Origin of the sequence: Streptomyces sp. NBC_00631, from assembly GCF_045206895.1 — a bacterium.
GTDB lineage: Bacteria > Actinomycetota > Actinomycetes > Streptomycetales > Streptomycetaceae > Streptomyces.
The window spans coordinates 8,604,985-8,628,265 of sequence record NZ_CP107734.1; the positions used below are offsets into that span (position 1 = coordinate 8,604,985).

19 protein-coding genes and 1 pseudogene are annotated in these 23,281 nt (G+C 72.9%); 15 read left to right on the forward strand and 5 right to left on the reverse strand.

Translation table 11 applies throughout. From position 1 onward, the window contains the following. Positions 1-2: 2 nt before the first annotated feature. Both aceB and OHB00_RS39335 read right to left on the reverse strand, forming a co-directional pair. Complete coding sequence (gene aceB, locus OHB00_RS39330) at positions 3-1,625, reverse strand: malate synthase A (RefSeq protein WP_406442221.1); 1,623 nt, start codon at positions 1,623-1,625, stop codon at positions 3-5. Positions 1,626-1,809: 184 nt separating this feature from the next. Further along, positions 1,810-2,409, reverse strand: coding sequence for an NTP transferase domain-containing protein (locus OHB00_RS39335; protein WP_406442223.1), 600 nt, complete (start codon positions 2,407-2,409; stop codon positions 1,810-1,812). Positions 2,410-2,564: 155 nt separating this feature from the next. Between OHB00_RS39335 and OHB00_RS39340 the strand changes: the two genes are divergently transcribed. Next, complete coding sequence (locus tag OHB00_RS39340; RefSeq protein WP_406442225.1) at positions 2,565-2,876, forward strand: DUF5955 family protein; 312 nt, start codon at positions 2,565-2,567, stop codon at positions 2,874-2,876. Positions 2,877-2,995: 119 nt separating this feature from the next. Here OHB00_RS39340 and OHB00_RS39345 read toward each other — a convergent pair whose 3' ends face one another. Further along, positions 2,996-3,787 (reverse strand): IclR family transcriptional regulator, encoded by a 792-nt coding sequence (locus OHB00_RS39345; protein ID WP_406442227.1) that lies wholly within the window; start codon positions 3,785-3,787, stop codon positions 2,996-2,998. Positions 3,788-4,022: 235 nt separating this feature from the next. Between OHB00_RS39345 and allB the strand changes: the two genes are divergently transcribed. From allB to OHB00_RS39375, 6 genes are all read left to right on the forward strand, one after another. Continuing rightward, positions 4,023-5,363, forward strand: a complete 1,341-nt coding sequence (allB, locus tag OHB00_RS39350) for an allantoinase AllB (RefSeq protein WP_406442229.1) — start codon at positions 4,023-4,025, stop codon at positions 5,361-5,363. Positions 5,364-5,415: 52 nt separating this feature from the next. Next, positions 5,416-6,528: an allantoicase gene (alc, locus tag OHB00_RS39355; protein ID WP_406442231.1), complete on the forward strand. Its 1,113-nt coding sequence runs from the start codon at positions 5,416-5,418 to the stop codon at positions 6,526-6,528. 76 nt (positions 6,529-6,604) lie between these two features. Continuing rightward, on the forward strand, positions 6,605-7,417 hold the full coding sequence (locus tag OHB00_RS39360; RefSeq protein ID WP_406442233.1) for an AIM24 family protein: 813 nt from the start codon (positions 6,605-6,607) through the stop codon (positions 7,415-7,417). Positions 7,418-7,512: 95 nt separating this feature from the next. Next, the gene (locus OHB00_RS39365) at positions 7,513-8,139 is read left to right on the forward strand and encodes a dihydrofolate reductase family protein (protein ID WP_406442235.1); all 627 of its coding nucleotides are present in this window, start codon (positions 7,513-7,515) and stop codon (positions 8,137-8,139) included. 196 nt (positions 8,140-8,335) lie between these two features. Continuing rightward, positions 8,336-9,043: a TetR/AcrR family transcriptional regulator gene (locus tag OHB00_RS39370; RefSeq protein WP_406442237.1), complete on the forward strand. Its 708-nt coding sequence runs from the start codon at positions 8,336-8,338 to the stop codon at positions 9,041-9,043. 218 nt (positions 9,044-9,261) lie between these two features. Continuing rightward, positions 9,262-10,290 carry a medium chain dehydrogenase/reductase family protein gene (locus OHB00_RS39375; protein ID WP_406442239.1) on the forward strand — a complete coding sequence of 343 codons (1,029 nt, stop codon included), beginning with the start codon at positions 9,262-9,264 and terminating at the stop codon, positions 10,288-10,290. A gap of 135 nt (positions 10,291-10,425) precedes the next feature. Here the strand turns inward: OHB00_RS39375 and OHB00_RS39380 are convergent, their stop codons facing one another. Beyond that, entirely contained in the window at positions 10,426-10,821 is a 396-nt protein-coding gene (locus OHB00_RS39380) for a ribonuclease domain-containing protein (RefSeq protein ID WP_406442240.1), read from the reverse strand. Positions 10,822-11,042: 221 nt separating this feature from the next. On the opposite strand from OHB00_RS39380, the pseudogene OHB00_RS39385 reads away from it, so the two are divergent. Beyond that, positions 11,043-11,235: pseudogene (locus tag OHB00_RS39385) on the forward strand (DNA-binding response regulator); the annotation flags it as partial. A gap of 86 nt (positions 11,236-11,321) precedes the next feature. Continuing rightward, complete coding sequence (locus OHB00_RS39390; protein WP_406446170.1) at positions 11,322-12,497, forward strand: cytochrome P450; 1,176 nt, start codon at positions 11,322-11,324, stop codon at positions 12,495-12,497. Positions 12,498-12,559: 62 nt separating this feature from the next. Here OHB00_RS39390 and OHB00_RS39395 read toward each other — a convergent pair whose 3' ends face one another. After that, positions 12,560-13,570: a Gfo/Idh/MocA family oxidoreductase gene (locus tag OHB00_RS39395; RefSeq protein ID WP_406442242.1), complete on the reverse strand. Its 1,011-nt coding sequence runs from the start codon at positions 13,568-13,570 to the stop codon at positions 12,560-12,562. Between the two features lie 130 nt (positions 13,571-13,700). On the opposite strand from OHB00_RS39395, the gene OHB00_RS39400 reads away from it, so the two are divergent. The 6 genes from OHB00_RS39400 (at position 13,701) to OHB00_RS39425 (ending at position 23,273) form a co-directional block, all read left to right on the forward strand. Further along, on the forward strand, positions 13,701-14,438 hold the full coding sequence (locus tag OHB00_RS39400) for a GntR family transcriptional regulator (RefSeq protein WP_406446171.1): 738 nt from the start codon (positions 13,701-13,703) through the stop codon (positions 14,436-14,438). A 230-nt stretch (positions 14,439-14,668) separates the two neighbouring features. Beyond that, positions 14,669-15,814, forward strand: coding sequence for an ROK family glucokinase (locus OHB00_RS39405; protein ID WP_351499697.1), 1,146 nt, complete (start codon positions 14,669-14,671; stop codon positions 15,812-15,814). Continuing rightward, entirely contained in the window at positions 15,811-16,392 is a 582-nt protein-coding gene (locus OHB00_RS39410; RefSeq protein WP_406442244.1) for a sugar kinase, read from the forward strand. The genes OHB00_RS39405 and OHB00_RS39410 overlap by 4 nt, the downstream gene beginning before the upstream one ends. Before the next feature lie 97 nt (positions 16,393-16,489). Further along, on the forward strand, positions 16,490-19,300 hold the full coding sequence (locus OHB00_RS39415) for an SNF2-related protein (RefSeq protein ID WP_406442246.1): 2,811 nt from the start codon (positions 16,490-16,492) through the stop codon (positions 19,298-19,300). Beyond that, positions 19,297-21,450, forward strand: a complete 2,154-nt coding sequence (locus tag OHB00_RS39420; RefSeq protein ID WP_406442248.1) for an SWIM zinc finger family protein — start codon at positions 19,297-19,299, stop codon at positions 21,448-21,450. Before OHB00_RS39415 ends, OHB00_RS39420 begins: the two co-directional genes overlap by 4 nt. A gap of 287 nt (positions 21,451-21,737) precedes the next feature. Next, complete coding sequence (locus OHB00_RS39425) at positions 21,738-23,273, forward strand: acyl-CoA carboxylase subunit beta (protein ID WP_406442250.1); 1,536 nt, start codon at positions 21,738-21,740, stop codon at positions 23,271-23,273. Positions 23,274-23,281 lie beyond the last annotated feature (8 nt).

The following is a 23,281-nucleotide window of genomic DNA, read 5'->3' on the forward strand; positions in this document are numbered from 1 at the left end:
GATCAGCCCCTGAGCTGCTGGTACGCCGGCAGTGTCAGGAAGTCCGCGTAGTTCTCGTCGAGGGCGACGGTGAGCAGCAGGTCGTGGGCCTGCTGCCAGTGGCCGGCCGCGAAGGCCTCCTCGCCGATCTCCGCGCGGATCGCGGCGAGTTCCTCGGCGGCGACCTTGCGGGCCAGCTCCGGCGTGGCCTTCTCGCCGTTCTCGAACTCGACGCCCGCGTTGATCCACTGCCAGATCTGCGAACGGGAGATCTCGGCGGTGGCCGCGTCCTCCATGAGGTTGAAGATGGCCACCGCGCCGAGCCCGCGCAGCCATGCCTCGATGTAACGGATGCCCACCTGGACGGCGTTGACCAGGCCCGGGTAGGTCGGCCTGGCCGCCAGCGAGTCGATCGCGATCAGGTCGGCGGCCTCGACGTGGACGTCCTCGCGCAGCCGGTCCTTCTGGTTGGGCTTGTCGCCGAGGACCCGGTCGAAGGACTCCAGGGCGATCGGGACCAGGTCGGGGTGGGCGACCCAGGAGCCGTCGAAACCGTCGTCCGCCTCGCGGTCCTTGTCGGCGCGGACCTTCTCGAAGGCGACCTTGTTGACCTCGGCGTCCCGGCGGGACGGGATGAAGGCCGCCATACCGCCGATCGCGTGCGCGCCACGCTTGTGGCAGGTACGGACGAGGAGTTCGGTGTACGCCCGCATGAACGGGGCCGTCATGGTCACCGCGTTGCGGTCCGGGAGGACGAACCTGGGCCCGCCGTCACGGAAGTTCTTCACGATGGAGAACAGGTAGTCCCAGCGCCCGGCGTTCAGCCCCGAGGCGTGGTCGCGGAGTTCGTAGAGGATCTCCTCCATCTCGTACGCGGCCGTGATCGTCTCGATCAGCACGGTGGCGCGGACGGTGCCCTGCGGGATGCCCACGTAGTCCTGTGCGAAGACGAACACGTCGTTCCAGAGCCGGGCTTCGAGGTGCGACTCGGTCTTCGGGAGGTAGAAGTACGGTCCCTTGCCGAGGTCCAGCAGCCGCTGGGCGTTGTGGAAGAAGTAGAGCCCGAAGTCGACGAAGGCGCCGGGCACCTGCTCGCCGTCGACCTCGACGTGCCGCTCGTTCAGGTGCCAGCCGCGCGGCCGCATCACGACCGTCGCGAGCTCCTCGTCGGGGCGCAGGGCGTACGACTTGCCGCTCGCCGGGTCCGTGAAGTCGATGTTCCGGGTGTAGGCGTCGATCAGGTTCAGCTGGCCGAGGACGACGTTCTCCCAGGTCGGCGCGGAGGCGTCCTCGAAGTCCGCCAGCCAGATCCGGGCGCCCGAGTTGAGGGCGTTGATGGTCATCTTGCGGTCGGTCGGACCGGTGATCTCGACCCGCCGGTCGTTCAGGGCCGCGGGGGAGGGGGCCACCCGCCAGGAGTCGTCCGCGCGGACGGCGGCGGTCTCCGGGAGGAAGTCCAGGGTCGAGGTGCGGGCGATCTCGGCGCGGCGCTCGGCACGGCGGGCGAGGAGTTCGGCGCGGCGCGGCGAGAACCGCCGGTGCAGCTCGGCCACGAAGGCGAGCGCCGCGTCGGTGAGGACCTCCTCCTGCCGGGGCAGGGGCTCGGCGTCGACGATGGCCAGCGGAGACGGCGCTGGTGCGGACATGAGCTGTCACTTCCTTCAGCGGTGGCACCGGGTGCCAGTCGTTCCGGGTGGAGCGAAGCAGGCCCGGTCAGGGGCCGGGCGCTTCTGAACAGTGGATACTAGTTTCCTCATTGTGGAAGTTCAATGGTTTGTTGATGTCGAGATTCTCCGAGTCGAGCCACCGTGGCGCTCCGTGCCATCCCGTTCACTCAAGGTGGCTCAGGTCCGCTTCCGTGTCGATGTCGTACGGCTCGGCCACATCCCCGCACTCGACGAGCGTGATCGCGTCCTCGTGGGCCTTGAGATAGGCGCGGGCGCCCCGGTCCCCGGTCGCGCTCGCCGCGATCCCCGCCCAGTGGGCCGAGCCGAAGAGGACGGGATGGCCGCGCACTCCGTCGTACGCGGCCGACACCAGCGACGACTCGTCCCGGAAGCCGGCGACGACCCGCGCGACGGCCGCCGCCCCGATCCCCGGCTGATCCACCAGCGACACCAGGGCTGCCCGTACCCCCGCCCCGGCGAGCGACTCAAGTCCCACCCGCAGTGAGGACCCCATGCCCGCGGCCCAGTCCGGGTTCTCCACGACCACGCAGCCGCCGAGTCGGGCCCGCATCCGCACGTCGTCCGCCGCGGCCCCCAGGACCACGTGCACCGGCCCGCAGCCGCCCGTGCGCAGCGCCTCGACCGCGTACTCCACCAGTGGCCGCCCCCGGTGCGTCAGCAGCGCCTTGGGGCGCCCGCCGAGCCGTCTGCCGCCGCCGGCGGCGAGCAGCAGCCCGGCGATCCGGTCATGCGTGTACGTCATGCGTCCTGCATACCCGACGCGGGAGCGGGCGGCCGGTTCCCCAGGGCTGAAATTCGGTCCGCGCTGTAGCGCTTTCCGTACGGGAGGGCGTTTACTGACCCGCGTCCCCGGGCGCCCGACCGCTGTCCTGGGGCGCCTGGCGAGGGGGGAGAGCTGTGTTGCGGAGCTTGGGACAGAGGCCAGTGACCGGCAGCGACGAGGATCCGAGGGTGACGGAACTGCGCACGGCGGTCTCCCGGCTGCGCCGCGAACTGGCCGCGCATCCGGCCGAGTTCCCGGACCGCGTGATAGCCGAGGACGAACTGGCGGCCCTGGCGGCGATGACGACGGGCGGCATCTCGGAGATTCCGCGCCTGCGCCGGTCGCTGTTACTGATCGCGGGCGCGATCGGCTCGGTGAGCGCGCTGTCGCGGGGCCTGTCGGACGTACGTCAGGCGGTGGACCTGTTCGGCGAACCGAGACGTTGAAACGCCCCCAAGGCCACCAACCCAGGGGCGCGGGGCGGTATTGATGTGCGGCTGCGCCGCGTGGGCGCGGCCAGCCCCCACGCACCCGCACCCGCACCCGCTCCTGCCGACGCTGCCCCTCAGGCCCCCGAACTCACCAACGCCCGGGACAACTCGACAGCCACCTGCTGCAGCACCGGCACGATCTTCTCGACGGCCGCCTCGGTCACCCGCCCCGCAGGCCCGGAGATCGAAATGGCCGCCGCGGTGGGCGAGTCCGGCACGGACACCGCCAGGCAGCGCACCCCCACCTCCTGCTCGTTGTCGTCCACGGCGTACCCGAGCTCCCGCACCTCCGCGAGGGCGGCCAGGAACCCCTCCGCAGTGGTGATCGTCCGCTCGGTCGCCGCCGGCATCCCGGTCCGCCCCAGCAGCGCCCGCACCTCGGCATCCGGCACGTTCGCCAGCAACGCCTTCCCCACCCCCGTGGAATGCGGCAGCACCCGCCGCCCCACCTCCGTGAACATCCTCATCGAATGCTTCGACGGCACCTGCGCCACGTACACGATCTCGTCGCCGTCGAGCAAGGCCATGTTCGCCGTCTCCCCGGTCTCCTCGACCAGTCGCGCGAGGTACGGCCGCGCCCAGGTGCCGAGCAGCCGGGACGCCGACTCGCCGAGCCGGATCAGCCGGGGCCCGAGGGCGTACCGCCGGTTCGGCTGCTGCCGCACATAGCCGCAGGAGACCAGCGTGCGCATCAGCCGGTGGATCGTCGGCAACGGCAGCCCGCTGCTCGCGGACAGCTCACTGAGGCCCACCTCGCCGCCCGCGTCCGCCATCCGCTCCAGCAGATCGAAGGCGCGCTCAAGGGACTGGACCCCGCCGCCGCTGGACTTGGCGGAGTCGGTGGTGCTGGCGCGGGACGTCGGCACGGCGCGTTCCTTTCGGGACTGGCGGGAAGGGCAGAAGCCTACCCGGCAGTCGGTTGACTCCCTGGTCGTAGCTGGCTACGTTCTGCTTGTCGGAATCGTAATTCCGCTTTGTGGAAACGTCCAGAGTGACCGCACGCGGGGCCCCCGAGAAGCAGTGTGCCCTTGACGGCGCCGGAGCGGGAGTGAAGACTCCTTCAACAGAACGTTGAATTGGGCGGCGGAGAGAGGGGTCCGGATGTCCGAGGCTGAACTGGTGCTGCGCTCGACGCGCGTCATCACCCCGGAGGGGACGCGGGCCGCCTCGGTCGCCGTGTCCGCCGGGACGATCACGGCCGTACTGCCGTACGACGCCCCCGTCCCGGCGGGCGCCCGCCGGGAGGACTTCGGCGACGACATCCTGCTGCCCGGCCTGGTCGACACCCACGTCCACGTGAACGATCCCGGCCGCACCGAGTGGGAGGGCTTCTGGACCGCCACCCGCGCGGCGGCGGCCGGCGGCATCACCACCCTGGTCGACATGCCGCTCAACTCCCTCCCGCCGACCACGACCGTCGAGCACCTGCGCGTCAAGCGGCAGGTCGCGGCGGACAAGGCGCACATCGACGTCGGCTTCTGGGGCGGCGCGCTGCCCGACAACGTCAAGGACCTGCGCCCGCTGCACGAGGCCGGGGTCTTCGGCTTCAAGGCGTTCCTGTCGCCGTCCGGCGTGGACGAGTTCCCGCACCTCGACCAGGAGCGGCTGGCGCGGTCGCTGGCGGAGATCGCCTCCTTCGACGGCCTGCTGATCGTGCACGCCGAGGACCCGCACCACCTGGAAGCCGCCCCGCACCGGGGCGGCCCCAAGTACGAGGACTTCCTCGCCTCCCGCCCGCGCGACGCGGAGAACACGGCGATCGCCCAGCTGATCGCCCAGGCCAGGCGCCTGGACGCGCGCGTGCACGTCCTGCACCTGTCCTCGTCCGACGCGCTGCCGCTGATCGCGGCGGCCAAGGCGGACGGCGTCCGCCTCACCGTCGAGACCTGCCCGCACTACCTCACCCTCACCGCCGAGGAGGTCCCGGACGGTGCCAGCGAGTTCAAGTGCTGCCCGCCCATCCGGGAGGCGGCCAACCAGGACCTGCTCTGGCAGGCGCTGGCCGACGGCACCGTCGACTGCGTCGTCACCGACCACTCGCCGGCCACGGCCGACCTGAAGACCGCCGACTTCGCGACCGCCTGGGGCGGCATCTCCGGCCTCCAGCTCAGCCTCGCCGCCGTATGGACAGAAGCCCGTGAGCGCGGCCACGGTCTTGAGGACGTGGTCCGCTGGATGTCGGCCCGTACGGCCGCGCTCGTCGGCCTCGACGACCGCAAGGGCGCCATCGCGGCGGGCCGGGACGCCGACTTCGCCGTCCTCGCGCCCGACGAGACCTTCACCGTGGACCCGGCGGGGCTGCAGCACCGCAACCGGGTCACCGCGTACGCCGGCAAGACCCTGTACGGCGTCGTGAAGTCCACCTGGCTGCACGGCGAACGCATCGTCGCGAACGGCGAGTTCACGCCCCCGCGGGGCCGCCTCCTCACCCCTGCCCCCTGACCGCCTCGTCTCCCGTACCCGCAACGGCCGACACCCGGAAGGAAGCACTTCTTTGACGGCGATCCCGACCTTCACCGGCGACGCGCACCCCTACTCCGGCGGCGACCCGTACGCCGACTACCGCACCGCCGCCTTCCCCTTCACCCGGTACGCCGACCTCGCCGACCGGCGGCTCGGGGCCGGGGTCATCGCCGCCAACGACGAGTTCTTCGCCCAGCGGGAGAACCTGCTGGTGCCGGGACGGGCCGAGTTCGACCCCGAGCGCTTCGGGCACAAGGGCAAGATCATGGACGGCTGGGAGACGCGCCGCCGCCGCGGGATCTCGGCCGGCCGGCCCTGGCCCACCGCCGAGGACCACGACTGGGCACTGGTGCGCCTCGGCGCTCCCGGGGTCGTCCGCGGGATCGTCGTCGACACGGCCCACTTCCGTGGCAACTACCCCCAGGCGGTGTCGGTCGAGGGCACGTCGGTCGCCGGCTCGCCGTCCCCCGAGGAACTGCTCGGCGACGACGTGAAGTGGACGACCCTCGTCCCGCGCACGCCCGTCGGCGGCCACGCGGCGAACGGCTTCGCGGTCTCCCTGGAACAGCGCTTCACCCACCTGCGCGTCAACCAGCACCCCGACGGCGGCATCGCGCGCCTGCGCGTGTACGGCGAGGTCGTCCCCGACCCCGAGTGGCTCGCCGTGCTCGGCACCTTCGACGTGGCCGCTCTGGAGAACGGCGGCCAGGTCGAGGACGCGTCCGACCTCTTCTACTCGCCTGCCACCAACACCATCCAGCCGGGCCGCTCCCGCAAGATGGACGACGGCTGGGAGACGCGCCGCCGCCGCGACCAGGGCAACGACTGGATCCGCTACCGGCTCGCCGCCCAGTCCCAGATCCGCGCGGTCGAGATCGACACGGCGTACCTGAAGGGCAACAGCGCGGGCTGGGCGTCGGTGTCGGTGCGGGACGGCGAGGACGGCGACTGGCACGAGATCCTCCCGCGCACCCGGCTCCAGCCCGACACGAACCACCGTTTCGTGCTGCCGGACCCCGCCGTGGGCACGCACGCGCGCGTGGACATCTACCCGGACGGCGGCATCTCCCGGCTCCGCCTGTTCGCAACGCCGACCGGGGCGGGAACAGCGGCCCTGACCACAAGGCACCGCGAACTGTCCTGACCCCTCATGCGTGCCCGCCCGCGAGCAGGGTGGGCGGGCCAGGGAACCGCCGGAGCGTCGACTACGTTCTTCTGCCGTGACTCTTCAGCAAGAAATCGTCGGCAACGCCATGCAGATGGCGATCGTCAACCTGCGCCCCGGCCAGACCGTCTACTGCGAGGCCGGCAAGTTCCTGTTCAAGACGACGAACGTGACCATGGACACCCGGCTGAGCGGCCCGTCGGGCAACGGCGGCCAGCCGCAGGGCGGCGGTGGCGGCATGGGCGGCATGCTGCGCCAGGCCATGGGCACCGCCATGCAGGTCGGCCAGCGCATGATCGCCGGCGAGTCGCTGGCGTTCCAGTACTTCACCTCCCAGGGCGGGGAGGGCACTGTCGGCTTCGCCGGTGTGCTGCCCGGCGAGATGCGCGCCCTGGAGCTCGACGGCCGGCGTGCCTGGTTCGCCGAGAAGGACGCGTTCGTGGCGGCCGAGTCCACCGTCGAGTTCGGCATCGCCTTCCGGGGCGGCCGCACCGGCATGAGCGGCGGCGAGGGCTTCATCCTGGAGAAGTTCACCGGCCACGGCACGGTGATCATCGCCGGCGCGGGCAACTTCATCGACCTCAACCCCGCGGACTTCGGCGGCCGTATCGAGGTCGACACGGGCTGCGTCGTCGCCTTCGAGGAGGGCATCCAGTACGGCGTCCAGCGCGTCGGCGGCCTCAACCGCCAGGGCATCATGAACGCGGTCTTCGGCGGCGAGGGCCTCTCCCTGGCCACCCTGGAGGGCAACGGCCGGGTGATCCTGCAGTCCCTCACCATCGAGAGCCTCGCCAACGCCCTGAAGAAGGCCCAGGGCGGCGACAAGCAGGGCCCGACGGGCGGACTGTTCTCGACGAACGCGGGGTGAGCGCACACCGGAGGCCGGCCGACCGATGAGTCGCGGCCGCCGCGGGGGTCTCAGCTGACGACAACCGGCCCCACCCCGGGAAGCAGGCACCTCTCATGGGCAAGCTCGTCTCCACCATGTTCGTCACCCTCGACGGCGTCTACCAGGCGCCCGGCGGCCCCGAGGAGGACCCCAGCGGCGGCTTCACGCACGGCGGCTGGAGCTTCCGGTACGGCGACGAGGACTTCGGCAGGTTCGTCACCGAGGTCTTCGAGCGGGCGGGTGCCTTCCTGCTCGGCCGCCGTACGTACGACATCTTCGCCTCCTACTGGCCGAGGATCACCGAACCCGGCAACCTGATCGCGGCCAAGCTCAACGCGCTCCCGAAGTACGTCCCGTCCGCGACCCTGACCGACCCCGCGTGGTCCGGCACCACGGTCCTCGCCGGCGACCTCGCCAAGGAGGTCACGGCCCTCAGGGAGCGCACCGACGGCGAGCTCCAGGTGCACGGCAGCGGCGCGCTGGTCCGCTCCCTGCTGGACCTCGGCCTCCTCGACACCCTCCACCTGGTGACCTTCCCCGTCGTCCTGGGCTCGGGCCGCCGCTTCTTCCAGGAGGGCGCCGAGCCGACGAAGTTCCGGCACACCGCGGGCCGGGTCACCGCGGCGGGCGTGTCCATCCAGTCCTACGACACCGCGGGCCGCCCCGAGTACGGCTCGTACATCGCCGAGGCGAACGCCTAGCGGCGGTGCCGGGCCCGCTGGCCGCATGCTGGGTCGCTGTCGCTGTCGCTGTCGCTGTCGCTGCCGTCCTGGCGAGAGCCGGCGGGTATCTGTCGCACAAGCGATAGAGTGAAACGCCTGCAAGGACAGATGGCGACCCGGAAGGGTCGGAGCCGGAGTGCCGGGCACCCCGGTGTGAGCCGCAGGAGGACCGGTCATGGCAGGCCAGGTGCGCAGTCCGCGCGAGCGGTACCGGGAACAGACCCGCTCGGAGATCAAGGAAGTGGCTGTCCGCCAGCTCGCCGCCGGCGGCATCGAAGGTGTGGCGCTGCTGCGGATCGCCAAGGAGATCGGGATGTCGGGTCCCGCGCTCTACCGCTACTACGCCAGCCGCGACGACCTGCTGGCCGAACTGGTCCTGGACGCCTACACGGCGGCGGCCGAGGCAGTTGACGCGGTGGACACCGACGGCGGAGGGCGCGCGGCACTGTTCGCGCTGACCAGGGGATACCGCGCGTGGTCGGTGACGCATCCGCATCTGTACCTGCTCCTCCAGGGCACCCCGGTGGCGGGCTTCACGGCGCCACCGGAGACCGTGCTGAAGGCCCGGTCGGTCCTCGGGCCGTTCCTGCCCGTGTTCGCCGAGGGCCGGCCGCTGGCCGGCCTGGACCCGCTGCTGGCGGAGTTCCAGATCTGGCTGCGCGACGAGCCGGACGTGACCGCGTGGGTGCGGCAGTGGACGCGTCTGCCCGCCACCGATCCGGCGGCGGCGGTGGCGCTGACCGGCGCCATCATGGCCTGGCCGCTGCTGCACGGCACGGTGGGCCTGGAGACCGCGGGCCAGTTCACGGGGATGGGCCACAGCCCCGCCACCCTTCTCGACGTGCAGACGGCCCTCCTGGCCGACGCCTTCCAGCTCCGCTGACGGCCGTCGGGCGCGCGTCGCCCTGACGAGACTCTCCAGCCCCGCCGGCAACTGCCGGCGGGGCTGTTCCGTGGCGTGCGGCGCCTGCGATCCCGCACTTCAGTTATATACTGTCACTATTGCTTGACGATATCGCGGTTTGCTGGTCTCATCTTCGTTAGAGCCTCTCGCAGAAGCGATGCCAGCCAGCTAACTCATCCGGGATGTAGGAGGTCGCCGTGAGCGCCGAACAACTCACCCAGGTCGTTCTGCCGGGCAAGGTCGAGCCGGAAGGGCTGCTGATCCGTCACGGGGCGGTCCCGGTCCCCGGGCCCGGCCAGGTCGTGATCCGGATGGAGGCGACCGGCGTCTCCTTCGCGGAGCAGCAGATGCGCCGGGGCAAGTACTTCGACCAGCCGCCGTTCCCCTTCTCGCCCGGCTACGACCTGGTCGGTACCGTCCGCGCCACGGGCCCGGGCGTCGACCCGGACCTGGCCGGAACCCGGGTCGCCGCACTGGTCAAGGTCGGCGGCTGGGCCAGCCATGTCGTCGTGGACGCGGCGGACGCGGTCCCGGTGCCGGACGGGGTCGGCGCGGCCGAGGCGGAGACCCTCGTCATCAACGGGATCACGGCCTGGCAGATGCTGCACCGCACGGCGTGCGTCAAGGCCGGCCAGACCATCCTGGTGCACGGCGCCAACGGCGGTGTCGGCTCCATCCTGGTCCAGCTCGCCAGGCTCGCCGGGGTGAAGGTGATCGGCACGGCCTCGCCCCGCCATCACGCCGGCCTGCGGGAGCGGGGCGTGACCCCGATCGACTACCGGTCCGGGAACGTCCCGGCCCGCGTGCGCGAGATCGCCCCCGGCGGTGTGGACGCCGTCTTCGACCACGTCGGTGGCCGCAGCGTCATCGACTCCTGGCGGCTGCTGGCCCCCGGTGGCACCCTCGTCTCCTACGGCTCCGCATCCACCCGCGACGTCGGGGGCTCCAAGATGTGGCCGGTGCTCAAGACGGTCGGCCGGCTGATGCTCTGGGACGCGCTGCCCAACGGGCGGCACGCCTCCTTCTTCAACGTGTGGGCCGGAGCCAGGAAGAAGGACAGCTTCCGTGCCCGGCTCCGCGCCGACCTCACCGAAGTCCTCGACGCGCTGCGGCGGGGCGACATCGACGCGCCGATCGCCGCCCGGTTGCCGCTCGCCCGGGTCGCGGAGGCGATGCGGCTCGCCGAGTCCGGCACGGTCGCCGGAAAGGTGATCCTCACGCCGTGACGGCACCGCGAACCGCGCCGCCGTACCGCCACCCTGACCTGCGAGCGGACCCGCGCTCGACCGGCCGGCGGCCGGTCTGCCGGGCCCCCGCTCCGTGCCGTGGGGTGCACGGTGCGAGGGGCTCGGCGCCGGGCCTCAGCAGTCGAAGTCGATCAGGTCGAACGAGGCGTAGTGATCGGCGGTGTAGTAGTCCTCCTGGCTCTCCTCGCCGGTGATGATGCGGCGTGCGCCGCGCGTGGAGGAGCCGGGCGTGATCACCGTGTACTCGTGGTAGTACCCGGACGGTTCACCGGGCAGGAGGCCCTCCTGGTTGCGGAAGACGGTCCCGTCCTGCGAGTACGGGAAGGGGCCGTCCGACGCGATCAGGTCCAGCGTGTCGTACGCCTGCGACGGCAGGTCGCCGTAGCAGATGCTGCCGACCGAACTGGCAGCGGCGTCCGCCGTGGTGACGGTGACGGTGCCACCGACGAGGAGGGCGGACAGGAGGGCGCCGGCGGCGCCGATGCGGGTGATTCGTGGGGGGAATCTCATGGCTCCATGATGACGCGCGTAGAGTGTGGCATGTCAATGACAACTCTGCGGAATTTCCCGTCAAGTCCGATGAGTTTTCGCGGAGTTAACCGACCGCCTGGTGTCTCCACGCCGTCCGCGCGCCCGCACGCGCGCGTGGCGCAGGCTCTGCCCCTCCGCCGTGATCCATGAACTCGGCCCCGACGCCGGTCCGGCCGGCCGACGGCCCCGGCGTACCGCCCGCGCCGGCCGTGACCCGGCAGCTGATGCGGCACGCGGCCGGCGCCCGGGTCGGTATCCGGCAGGCGCGCGCGTGACCGGCTCGCCGCCCTCAACGACCGCGAGCGCGAGGTCGCCGTCGCGGCCGGCCGCGGCCCCGCCAACGCCGAGATCGCCACCGGACTCTTCATGAGCGTCGCCTCCGCCAAGACCCACGAACAGGGCACCTGTGGGACGGCCCGTCCGTTCACCGGGTACGGGACCGGCCTCGGGGCCTCTCGAAGGGGGAGCACAGCATGGAGATGATCGACCTCGGCGAGTACGGCGAGGATCTGCGCACGGACCCGCACACCGTGTACGCGCGGCTGCGCGAACGCGGCCCGGTGCACCGGGTGCGCTGGCCCCTGCCCGGCGAGTACCACGAGACCTGGCTGATCGTGGGCTACGAGGAGGCGCGCACCGCGCTCGCCGACGCCAGGCTGGCGAAGGACACCGAGAAGGCCGGCTTCCAGTTCGTCGACGAGGAGCTGATCGGCAAGTACCTGCTGGTCACCGACCCGCCTCAGCACACCAGGCTGCGCGGCCTGATCACGCGCGCGTTCACCGCCCGCCGGGTGGCCGCACTGGCCCCGAGAATCCAGGAGATCACCGACCGGCTCCTCGACGAGATGCTCCCGCGCGGCCGCGCCGACCTCATCGACGCCCTCGCCTACCCGCTGCCGCTCACGGTGATCAGCGAACTGCTCGGGGTCCCCGAGCTGGACCGCGCCCGGTTCCGCAAGCTCTCCCACGAGGTGGTCGCGTCCAGCCGCCCGAGCAGCGAGTACGACGCGTTCGTCGAGCTCGCCGGCTATCTCGCCGAGCTCATCGAGGACAAGCGGTGCGCGGGACCGAGCGACGACCTGCTCAGCGACCTGATCCGCACCACCGCCGAGGACGGCGACCGGCTCTCCGCCGGCGAACTGCGCGGGATGGCCTACGTGCTGCTGATCGCCGGCCACGAGACCACCGTCAACCTCATCGGCAACGGCGTCCTCGCCCTGCTCACCCACCCGGACCAACTCGCCGCGCTGCGCGCCGACATGAGCCTCCTGGACGGCGCGGTCGAGGAGACCCTGCGCTGGGAGGGCCCGGTGGAGAACGCCACGTACCGGTACGCCGCCGAGCCCCTGGAGATCGCGGGTACCGCCATCGACCGGGGCGACCCCGTGATGATCAGCCTCGTCGGCGCCGGCCGCGACGCGGACCGCTATCCCGAGCCCGACCGCTTCGACATCCGCCGCGACCACCGCGGCCATCTCGCCTTCGGCCACGGCATCCACTACTGCCTGGGCGCACCCCTGGCCCGCCTGGAGGGCCGGACCGCCCTGCGCACCCTCCTGGAGCGCGCCCCGGACCTCGCCCTGGACGGCCCGCACGGGGAGTGGCTGCCGGGCACCCTCATGCGAGGGGTGCGCAGCCTCCCGGTGCGCTGGTAGCCGCGGTCCACGCCTTCCCGGGCCGACCGCGCGGGGCCGGTCCGGCCGGTCCGGGCCGGCGGTCAGGCCGGCCGGTCCGGGATCTCCGCGAGCGCCACCGGCCTGCGCTCGCGCCGGGAGATCTCGCAGGCCTCCGCGATCCGCAGCGCCTGCAGCGCCTCGCGCCCGTCACAGGGGTTGGCCAGCGTGCCCCGCACCACGTCGACGAAGGCGCACAGCTCGGCCTCGTAGGCGGGTCCGAACCGCTCCAGGAAGCCGGGCCACGGCTTGTCCGCGGGCGGCGGCCCGGTCGGCTCGGTGGAGGCCACCGGCGTACGGTCGTCCAGGCCGACCACCACGGTGTCCAGCTCGCCGGCCAGCTCCATCCGCACGTCGTATCCGGCGCCGTTCAGCCGGGTCGCCGTCGCCGTGGCCAGCGTGCCGTCGTCCAGAGTGAGCACCGCCGCGCCCGTGTCGACGTCCCCCGCCTCGCGGAACATCGCGGGCCCCGCGTCCGAACCGGTCGCGTACACGTCCACCACCTCGCGGCCGGTCACCCAGCGCAGCACGTCGAAGTCGTGGATCAGGGCGTCCCGGAACAGCCCGCCGGACAGCGGCAGCCACTCAGGCGCAGGCGGGGACTGGTCGGAGGTCAGCGCCCGGACCGTGTGCAGCCGCCCGAGCCGGCCCGAGCGCACCGCCTCCCGGGCCCCGATGTACCCCTTGTCGAAGCGGCGCTGGAAGCCCATCTGCAGCGCCGTGCCGGCCTTCTCCACCTCCGCCAGGGCGGACAGCGTGCCCGGCAGGTCGAGGGCGATCGGCTTCTCGCAGAAGACCGGCAGCCCGGAGCGGGCCGCCCGGCCGATCAGGTCGGCGTGGGCCGAGGTGGCGGCGGTGATCACCACCGCGTCCACACCCCACTTGAAGATCTCGTCCGTGCCGGGGGCCGCCGTCTCTCCGAGCCGGTGCGCCAGGTCCTGGGCCCGCTGGGGATCCACGTCCGTGAGGATCAGCGATCCGACCTCGCGATTACGGCTGAGCGTGTTCGCGTGAATGGTGCCGATGCGGCCCGTCCCGATGACCCCGATGCGCATGGAAACACGGTGCTGGTGCACCCCGCGCGCTGTCAATCCGTATGTCCGGACAATCGAACTACACAACTTCCCGTCAACCCGTCACGGGGATACGCTCGGCCCCGTGCCGAAACCAGATGTGGACCCGACCGTGACGCTCGACCTCAGTGTGGACCGGAGCTCCCCGGTCCCGTTGTACTTCCAGCTCGCCCAGCAGCTGGAAGCGGCCATCGAGCACGGCTCGCTCACCCCCGGCAGCCTGCTGGGCAACGAGATCGAGCTCGCCGCACGGCTCGGCCTGTCCCGCCCGACCGTCCGCCAGGCCATCCAGTCCCTGGTCGACAAGGGCCTCCTCGTCCGCCGCCGGGGCGTCGGCACCCAGGTCGTGCACAGCCAGGTCAAACGCCCGCTGGAACTCAGCAGCCTCTACGACGACCTGGAGTCTGCCGGCCAGCGTCCCGCGACGAACGTGCTGGTCAACACCGTGGTCCCGGCGTCGGCCGAGGTCGCGGCCGCGCTCGGCGTCGCCGAGGACACCGAGGTGCACCGGATCGAGCGGCTGCGGCTGGCGCACGGCGAGCCGATGGCGTACCTGACCAACTACCTGCCGCCCGGCCTGCTCGGCCTGGACACCGTCCAGCTGGAGGCGACCGGCCTGTACCGGCTCATGCGGGCCGCCGGGATCACCCTGCACAGCGCCCGCCAGTCCATCGGCGCGCGCGGCGCCACGCCGGCCGAGGCCGAGCGGCTCGCCGAGCCGGAAGGCGCCCCGCTGCTCACCATGCAGCGCACCACCTACGACGACACCGGCCGCGCCGTCGAGTTCGGCGACCACATCTACCGGCCGACCCGTTACTCCTTCGAGTTCCAGCTGCTCGTGCGATCCTGAGGACGGCACCGATCCGGTCGCAATGTCCTGACAATGTGACGGTGCTCGTTCGCGCTGGTCGAAGAGGGGCACCGCAACGCCCATGAAAAGGGGCGCGGGGCTGTGACATGTGCGGCTCCGGCGCGCAGGCGCGACCAGCCACGCACGACCCGCACTCGGCAACGGCGCCGCAGCCTTCCTTATGTCCCCCGAACAGCACTCCCCGCACGCGTACGGCACAATCGAGCCCGATGAGCACCTACCGCGACCTCACCGCCCCCATCGGCTCCCGCCGAGCCCCGGTTCTGCGAACCGTCGGTACCCGGGAGCGCCGGTCCCACCTGACGGCCCCCCGTGTCCCCACCGTCGGCATCGACATCGGCGGCACCAAGGTCATGGCGGGCGTCGTGGACGCCGACGGCAACATCCTGGAGAAGCTCCGCACGGAGACCCCGGACAAGTCCAAGAGCCCGAAGGTCGTCGAGGACACGATCGTCGAACTGGTCCTGGACCTGTCCGACCGGCACGACGTGCACGCCGTCGGCATCGGCGCCGCCGGCTGGGTGGACGCCGACCGCAACCGCGTGCTGTTCGCCCCCCACCTGTCCTGGCGGAACGAACCGCTGCGCGACCGCCTCTCCGGCCGGCTCTCGGTCCCCGTCCTCGTCGACAACGACGCCAACACCGCCGCCTGGGCGGAGTGGCGCTTCGGCGCCGGCCGCGGCGAGGACCACCTCGTCATGATCACGCTCGGCACCGGCATCGGCGGCGCGATCCTGGAGGACGGCCAGGTCAAGCGCGGCAAGTACGGCGTCGCCGGCGAGTTCGGCCACATGCAGGTGGTGCCCGGCGGACACCGCTGCCCGTGCGGCAACCGCGGCTGCTGGGAGCAGTACAGCTCGGGCAACGCGCTGGTCCGCGAGGCCAAGGAGCTGGCCGCCGCCGACTCCCCGGTGGCGTACGGGATCATCGAGCACGTCAAGGGCAACATCAACGAGATCACCGGCCCGATGATCACCGAGCTGGCCCGCGAGGGCGACGCGATGTGCGTCGAACTCCTCCAGGACATCGGCCAGTGGCTCGGCGTCGGCATCGCCAACCTCGCCGCGGCCCTCGACCCGTCCTGCTTCGTGATCGGCGGTGGCGTCAGCGCCGCCGACGACCTGCTCATCGGCCCCGCGCGGGACGCGTTCAAGCGCCAGCTGACCGGCCGCGGCTACCGCCCGGAGGCCCGGATCGCGCGCGCCCAGCTCGGCCCGGAGGCCGGCATGGTCGGGGCCGCCGACCTCGCCCGCCTGGTCGCCCGCCGGTTCCGGCGCGCCAAGCGGCGCCGGGTCGAGCGGTACGAGCGCTACGAGCGGTTCGCGGAGGCCCGCCGTACCCGGGACACCGCATGACCGCTTCGCTGCCCCGCCAGGCCGCGTCCCCGGAGGAACCGCGCCGCCCGCCGGAGACCCCGCGGCACAAGGCCAGGCGCCGGGCGCTCACGTTGCTGATCATCGTGCTGCTCATCGGCGTACCGGCCGGCTACCTGGTGATCTCCGCCGCCCAGAGCCGAAGCAGCGGCAAGGACAAGGAGTCCAAGTACTCGGCGACCGGCCTCACCGCGGGCTGGCCGTCGAAGGTGCAGCGGCGCCTCTACCAGGTGCCGGTCCCGCACCCGGCCGACCGGATCGCGTACTACGAGACGAACAACTGGAAGACCAGCCGTCTCTACGTCCAGTTCCGCACCAACAGCGCCGGCCTGGACAGCTTCCTGGAGGGCATGGGCCTCAACCGGGACGCCCTCAAGAAGAACGACATCAGCATCAGCTCCCGCGACCAGAAGATCTCCGGCTGGAAGTTCACCGGCCCCGGACCCTGGTCGGGCCTGACCCACAAGCAGAAGAACCCGGCGCCCACCCAGGACCTGGTGGTGAACACGGCCGACCCGAACTTCCCGATGATCTACGTCGTCTCGCGCACCGTCCCGTGAGCCGCCGCCCCGGCCGGTCGCCGGGGCCGATTGTCAGACCCCGCCCGTACAGTCGAAGACGTCTGATCCGACATGTGGGCGGGAGGTGGCAGAACGTATGAGCGGCACCACGGCCGAGGCCGACGCGGGCGTCCCGGTGCGCCTGGCGGCGGTCTATCTGCCCGCCGACCTCCCACGCCAGGGCCGGATCGCCTTCTGGGACCCCGAGGGGGACCCGCTGCCCGGCACCGCGACCGAGGAGCTGACGGTCGTACGACGGCACGGCGCCACCGGAGTCCGCCGCCGGCAGGTGCCCGCGCTCACGCTGCCGCTCGCCGACGCCCTCCCGCTGCTCGTCCGGGCCCGCCGCGACCCGGCCGCCCATCCCGCCACCGCCTGCTGGGGCGCGGCCGCCCAGCACGCCCTGCGGCTCGCCGCCCGCGGCCGGCTGCTGCCCGGCCTCACCCCGGCCGGCCACGACGCCTGGCGGGCCGGTCCGCTGGAGCCCGCCGACATCGCCCACCTGCGCGCGGTGGCCGCCGCCCTGCCCGCCGAGGGGCACGCCGTCCCGCTGCCCGGCCCCGGCCCGCTCCTGCTGCCCCAGCCGGAAGCACTGATCCGCTCCTTCCTGGACGCCGTCGCCGACACCCTGCCCCGCACCCCGGCCGCCCCGCACACCTCGGGCCGGCCCTTCGCCGCACGCGAACCGCAACGGCTGCCCGACGCCCACGAGTGGGCCGCGGAGGTCGCCGCCGGCATGGACGCGGGCGTGCGCATCTCACTGCGCCTGGACCTCGCGGCGTACGACCTGTTCGACGACGCAGAGGGCGCGCAGCGCGCGGGAGCGGCAATCGTCCAGGTCCACAGCCTGGCCGACCCGACCCTGGTGACCGACGCGGCGGCGCTGTGGGCCGGCCGGTCCGACGCGGCCTTCGGCCCCCGCGCACGGGTGGACGCGGCGCTGGCCGTGCGCCGGGCCGCGCGGGTGTGGCCGCCGCTGGACCGCCTGTCCGAGCAGGACGTGCCGGACGTGCTCGCGCTCTCCGAGGAGGAGCTGGGGGAACTGCTCGGGGTGGCGGCGACCAGGCTCGCGGCGGCCGGGGTCGCCGTGCACTGGCCCCGGGACCTGGCCCAGGACCTGACCGCCGCGGCCGTGGTCCGGGCCGCCCCCGGCTCCGCCACCGACGGCACCGGCTTCTTCGAGAGCGAGGAACTGCTCCAGTTCCGCTGGCAGCTCGCGCTCGGCGGCGATCCGCTCAGCGACGCCGAGATGGACGCCCTCGCGGAGGCCCACCGCCCGGTCGTACGGCTGCGGGACAGCTGGGTGCTCGTCGACCCCGCCCTCGTCCGCAAGGCCCGCAAACGCGAACTGGGCCTGCTGGACCCGGTCGACGCGCTCTCGGTGGCGCTCACCGGCGAGGCCGAGGTGGACGGCGAGAGGGTCGAGGCGGTCCCCGTCGGAGTCCTCGCGGCCCTGCGCGACCGCCTCACCGCCGGCATCCGGCCCGCCGAGCCGCCCGCCGGTCTGCACGCCACCCTGCGTGACTACCAGCTGAGGGGCCTGGCCTGGCTCGACCTGATGACCTCCCTGGGCCTCGGCGGCTGCCTCGCCGACGACATGGGCCTCGGCAAGACGATCACCGTCATCGCCCTGCACCTGAAGCGGGCCCGCACCGAGCCCACCCTCGTGGTCTGCCCGGCCTCACTGCTCGGCAACTGGCAGCGGGAGATCGCCCGGTTCGCGCCCGGCGTGCCGGTCCGCCGCTTCCACGGCCCCGACCGCACCCTCGACGGCCTCGACGGCGGCTTCGTCCTCACCACGTACGGCACCATGCGCGCCGCCGCGGCCGGCCTCGCCGACCAGCCCTGGAGCATGGTCGTCGCCGACGAGGCCCAGCACGTCAAGAACCCCTACTCGGCCACCGCCAAGGCACTGCGCACCATCCCGACCCCCGCGCGCGTGGCTCTCACCGGCACCCCCGTGGAGAACAACCTCTCCGAACTCTGGGCCCTCCTCGACTGGACCACCCCCGGACTCCTCGGGCCGCTCAAGTCCTTCCGCGCCCGGCACGCGCGTGCCGTCGAGAACGGCGAGGACGAGGAGGCGGTGGCCCGGCTGGCCCGCCTGGTCCGCCCCTTCCTCCTGCGCCGCAAGAAGTCCGACCCGGGCATCGTCCCCGAACTCCCGCCCAAGACGGAGACCGACCACCCGGTCCCGCTCACCCGCGAGCAGGCCGCGCTGTACGAGGCGGTGGTGCGTGAGTCGCTGCTCGCCATCGAGACGGCGGACGGCATCGCCCGCCGCGGCCTGGTGCTCAAGCTGCTCGGCGCGCTGAAGCAGATCTGCGACCACCCGGCGCTGTACCTGAAGGAAGAGACCCGTATCGAGGGCCTGACCGCGCGCTCCGGGAAACTCGCCCTGCTCGACGAGCTGTTGGACACGGTGCTCGCCGAGGACGGCTCGGCGCTCGTCTTCACCCAGTACGTCGGCATGGCCCGCATGATCACCGCGCATCTCCAGGCTCGCGCGGTCCCGGTCGACCTCCTGCACGGCGGCACCCCGGTGCCGGAGCGGGAGCGCATGGTGGACCGCTTCCAGAGCGGGGCGACCCCGGTCCTCGTGCTGTCCCTGAAGGCGGCGGGCACCGGCCTCAACCTCACCCGCGCCGGTCATGTCGTCCACTTCGACCGCTGGTGGAACCCGGCGGTGGAGGAACAGGCCACCGACCGCGCGTACCGCATCGGCCAGACCCAGCCGGTCCAGGTGCACCGGCTGGTCACCGAGGGCACCGTCGAGGACCGCATCGCCGAGATGCTGGAGTCGAAGCGGGCACTCGCCGACGCGATCCTGGGCTCCGGCGAGTCCGCGCTGACCGAGCTGACGGACCGCGAGCTGTCCGACCTGGTGTCGTTGCGGAGGACGGCATGAGCGGCGAGGGCGGGCAGCGGCCGGCGGACGCGGCACGGCGTGCGTTGCGGGCGGCGCGGGGACCCGGGACGGAGACCGGGGGCGGCGGGATGGCTCCGGGCGAGGGAGCGGGGGAGCGGGCGGGACGCGCGCCCAGGCCGGGAGACGCCGCGCGGCTGGCGCTGCGGGCGGCCGCCGCCGCGAAGGAGGCGGAGCAGCGGGATGCCGAGGCCGAGGCCGAGCCCGAGTCCCGGCCCGAGCTCGACGCCGACCCGACGGACCAGGCCGACACCGGCGCCTCCGCTGCCGTCCGGCCGGGCAGCCGTCCCGGTGACGTCGCGCGGGAGGCGCTGCGCGCGGCGCGCGCGGAGGCGAGGCGGGCCGAGGAGGCGGCTGCGGCGGAGGCTTCGGCACCGTCACCGTCCCGCCCGGTACGGCGATCGCCCTCACCGGCCCCGGCATCCGCGGCTCACGGCGGCCGCACCGCCCGTGACCTGAAGCAGTTCCTGGCGACCGCGTTCCGGATGCCGAGGGACGAGGCCGAGCCGAACACCGCCGCACCCGAGACGGAACCGGGTCGGTCTGAGTCGGGGGCTCGGTCCGCTCCGTCCGCCGCGGCTCGCCCGGAGCCGGGTCGGTCTGAGCCTGAGTCCAGGCCTGTCGGGTCCGCCGCGGCTCGCTCGGAGCCTGAGCCCGGGGCCCGGTCTGCCGTGTCCGGCGCGGCTCATCCGGAGCCGGGTCGGTCTGAGCCTGAGTCCCGGCCCGCCCTGTCCGCCGCGGCTCTGCCGAAGCCGAGCCGGCCTGAGCCCGAACCCCGGCCTGCCGTGTCCGCCCCGGCTCACTCGGAGCCGGGCGCCCCGGCCTCTGACCCCTCCGCGACCCCGCGCGTCCCGCGCACCATGGCCACACCCCACCGCGACGGCGAGCTCCGCCGTACCTTCGCCGCCCTTCCTGCCCCGACGCCTCGCGATCCCGCTGCCGCTTCGGGCTTCGCCGAGACCTGGTGGGGCAACGCGTGGATGCGGGCGCTGGAAGAGGGCGCGTTGGACGCCAAGCGGCTTGTGCGGGGGCGGGGTTACGCCGAGCGCGGGCATGTGGACGCCATCACCGTGACCCCGGGACTGGTCCTGGCGTATGTGCAGGGCAGCCGGCCCCGGCCGTACCGCGTGCAGGTGCGGCTGCGGACCTTCGGCGAGGACGAGTGGGAGCGGCTGCTGGAGGCCGCCGCCGACCGGCCCGCCGACATCGCCGCGCTGCTCGACAGGGAGCTGCCGCAGAGCCTCGCCGACACCGGGGTGCCGTTGCTGCCCGGGCCAGGTGAGCTCGAACCCCGGTGCAGTTGCCCGGACTTCGGTCACCCCTGCAAGCACGCGGCCGCCCTCTGCTACCAGACGGCGCGGCTGCTGGACGCGGACCCGTTCGTGCTGCTCCTGCTGCGCGGCCGTGGGGAGCGCGAGGTGCTCGACGCGCTGTCCCGGCGCAACGCCGCCCGCGCGGCCCGGGAGCGGCAGCCGGCCTCGCTGCCGGGTGTCCGGGCCACCGAGGCCCTCGTCCCGCGTCAACGTCCGCCGCTGCCGCCCCCGTTGCCGGTTCCGGCCCACCCCGAGCAGCCGCCGGTCTATCCGGGGGTGCCCGGCGGCCCGGACCCGTTCGCGCTGGACCAGCTGGCCACCGACGCGGCGGCCCGCGCCCACGCCGTGCTCACCACCGGATGCGACCCGGTCGGCGAACTGACCCTCTGGCAGGACGCGGTACGGCTCGCCGCGGCCCGCCCCGGGTCCGGGCTCACCGCGTCCACCCGTGCCCTCTACGCCACGCTCGCGGACGCGGTCGGCCGCACCCCGGGCGACCTGGCGCGGGCTGTCGCCGCCTGGCGCCAGGGCGGACTGGAGGGGCTGGCCGTGCTGGAGGAGCCCTGGGACCCGCCGGCCGGGCGTTTCGACCGGGCCCGGCCGCTGCTGCTCGCCGCCGACCTCCCGGCCTTCCGGCCCTGGCGCAACCACCTCACCCACCCCCGCGGCCACCTCCAGCTCCGCTTCGGCCGGGACGGCCTGTGGTACGCCTACGAGTCGGAGCCGGGCCACGACGACTGGTGGCCCCGAGGCACCCCCGACCTGGACCCGGTCGGCGCACTGACCGGCCTCGGCGCCTCGGACGATCTTCAGGACTGAGCCGCCTCCTTCCCGATGTCGTCGTGCCTGGCCACGAACCGGGCCCTGCCGTCCTCGACGCGATAGCGGAACCAGCCGCCGCCCGCGCCGGTCTCCAGGTACTGGTTCTGGCTCTCCGTGCATTGTCACGTCCGCACGAACGTCCGCCTCCCGGCACTCAACTCCCGCAAACAGCGCCGCAATCGACCGGTTCCCCTCGCGTATCACTGCCACATTCGAAAACAACCTCGGAGGTGGCTGTGAGGCGAGAGACGAGTACGTCCCCGACCGTGTCCCCGACGGCGACGGTGAGACCCCCCGCTGACCGCACCGCCGAACGCATCGCGGACCTGGAACGCCGTACCGCACAGGCACTCGCCCCCGGGGTGCCGAGGAGAGGCGGGGCGCTCGGTGCCCGGCAGCGGATCGAACGCCTCCTCGACGAGGGTTCCTTCACCGAGACGGGGCTGTTCGTCCGCGCCCGGTCGACGGGAGACGGCGCCCGCCGCCCCCACGGCGACGGAGTCGTCACCGGGCACGGCATGATCGACGGACGCCAGGTCTGCGTCTTCGCCCAGGACTCCACCGTCTTCGGCGGCAGCATGGGCGAGGCCTTCGGCGAGAAGACCGTGGCCCTCATGGACCTGGCACTGAAGACCGGCTGCCCCGTCGTCGGCCTCAACGACTCCGGCGGCGCCCGCATCCAGGAGGGCGTCGCCTCCCTCGCGCTCTACGCCGAGCTGGTGCGGCGCAACGTCCAGGCGTCCGGGGTGATCCCGCAGATCTCCGTCATCCTCGGCCCGTGCGCGGGCGGGGCCGCCTACTCACCGGCGATCACCGACTTCACGGTGATGGTCGACCGCACCTCCCACATGTTCGTCACCGGCCCCGACGTCATCGAGACGGTCACCGGAGAGCGCACCACCGCCGAGGAACTGGGCGGCGCCCGCGCCAGCAACGCCGTCAACGGCAACGCCCACTTCCTGGCCGCCGACGAGGAGGACGCCCTCGACACCGTACGCGACCTGCTGTCGTACCTGCCCGGCAACAACCTGGAACGGCCGCCCGAGTACGCGCCCGGGGCCGCGGCCGGCGGGCACTCGCTCGACGAGGTGGTCCCTGACCGGACCGACCAGGCCTACGACATGCGCGACATCCTGTGCTCGGTCGTCGACGACGGCGAACTCCTGCCCGTGCAGGAGCTGTTCGCGCCGAACATCATCTGCGCCCTGGGCCGGATCGAGGGCGCCACGGTGGGGATGGTCGCAAACCAGCCGCTGTACGCCGCCGGCGTCCTCGACATCGACGCCTCCGAGAAGGCCGCGCGGTTCGTACGGTTCTGCGACGCGTTCGGCATCCCGCTGCTGACCTTCGCGGACGTCCCCGGCTACCTGTCCGGCGTCGGCCAGGAACGCGCCGGCATCATCCGGCGCGGCGCCAAACTCCTGTACGCCTACGCCGAGGCGACCGTCCCGAAGGTCACCGTCGTGGTGCGCAAGGCGTACGGCGGCGGGTACGCGGTGATGGGCTCCAAACACCTCGGCGCCGACGTCAACCTGGCCTGGCCCACCGCCCGTATCGCCGTGATGGGCGCGCAGGGCGCCGTCGGTGTGCTGCACCGGCGTGAACTGGCCGCCGCCGACGACCCCGAAGCCCTGCGCGCCCGCCTTGTCGCCGCCTACGAGAGCACGCACGGCACCCCGTACCCCGCCGCCGAACGCGGGTATGTCGACGCGGTCATCGCCCCCCGAGACACCCGCGCCCATCTGTGCCGCGCCCTGCGCGCCCTGCGCGGCAAACGCGCCCCGCTGCCGGAGCGCCGGCACGGCAACATCCCCCTCTGATCCGCCGA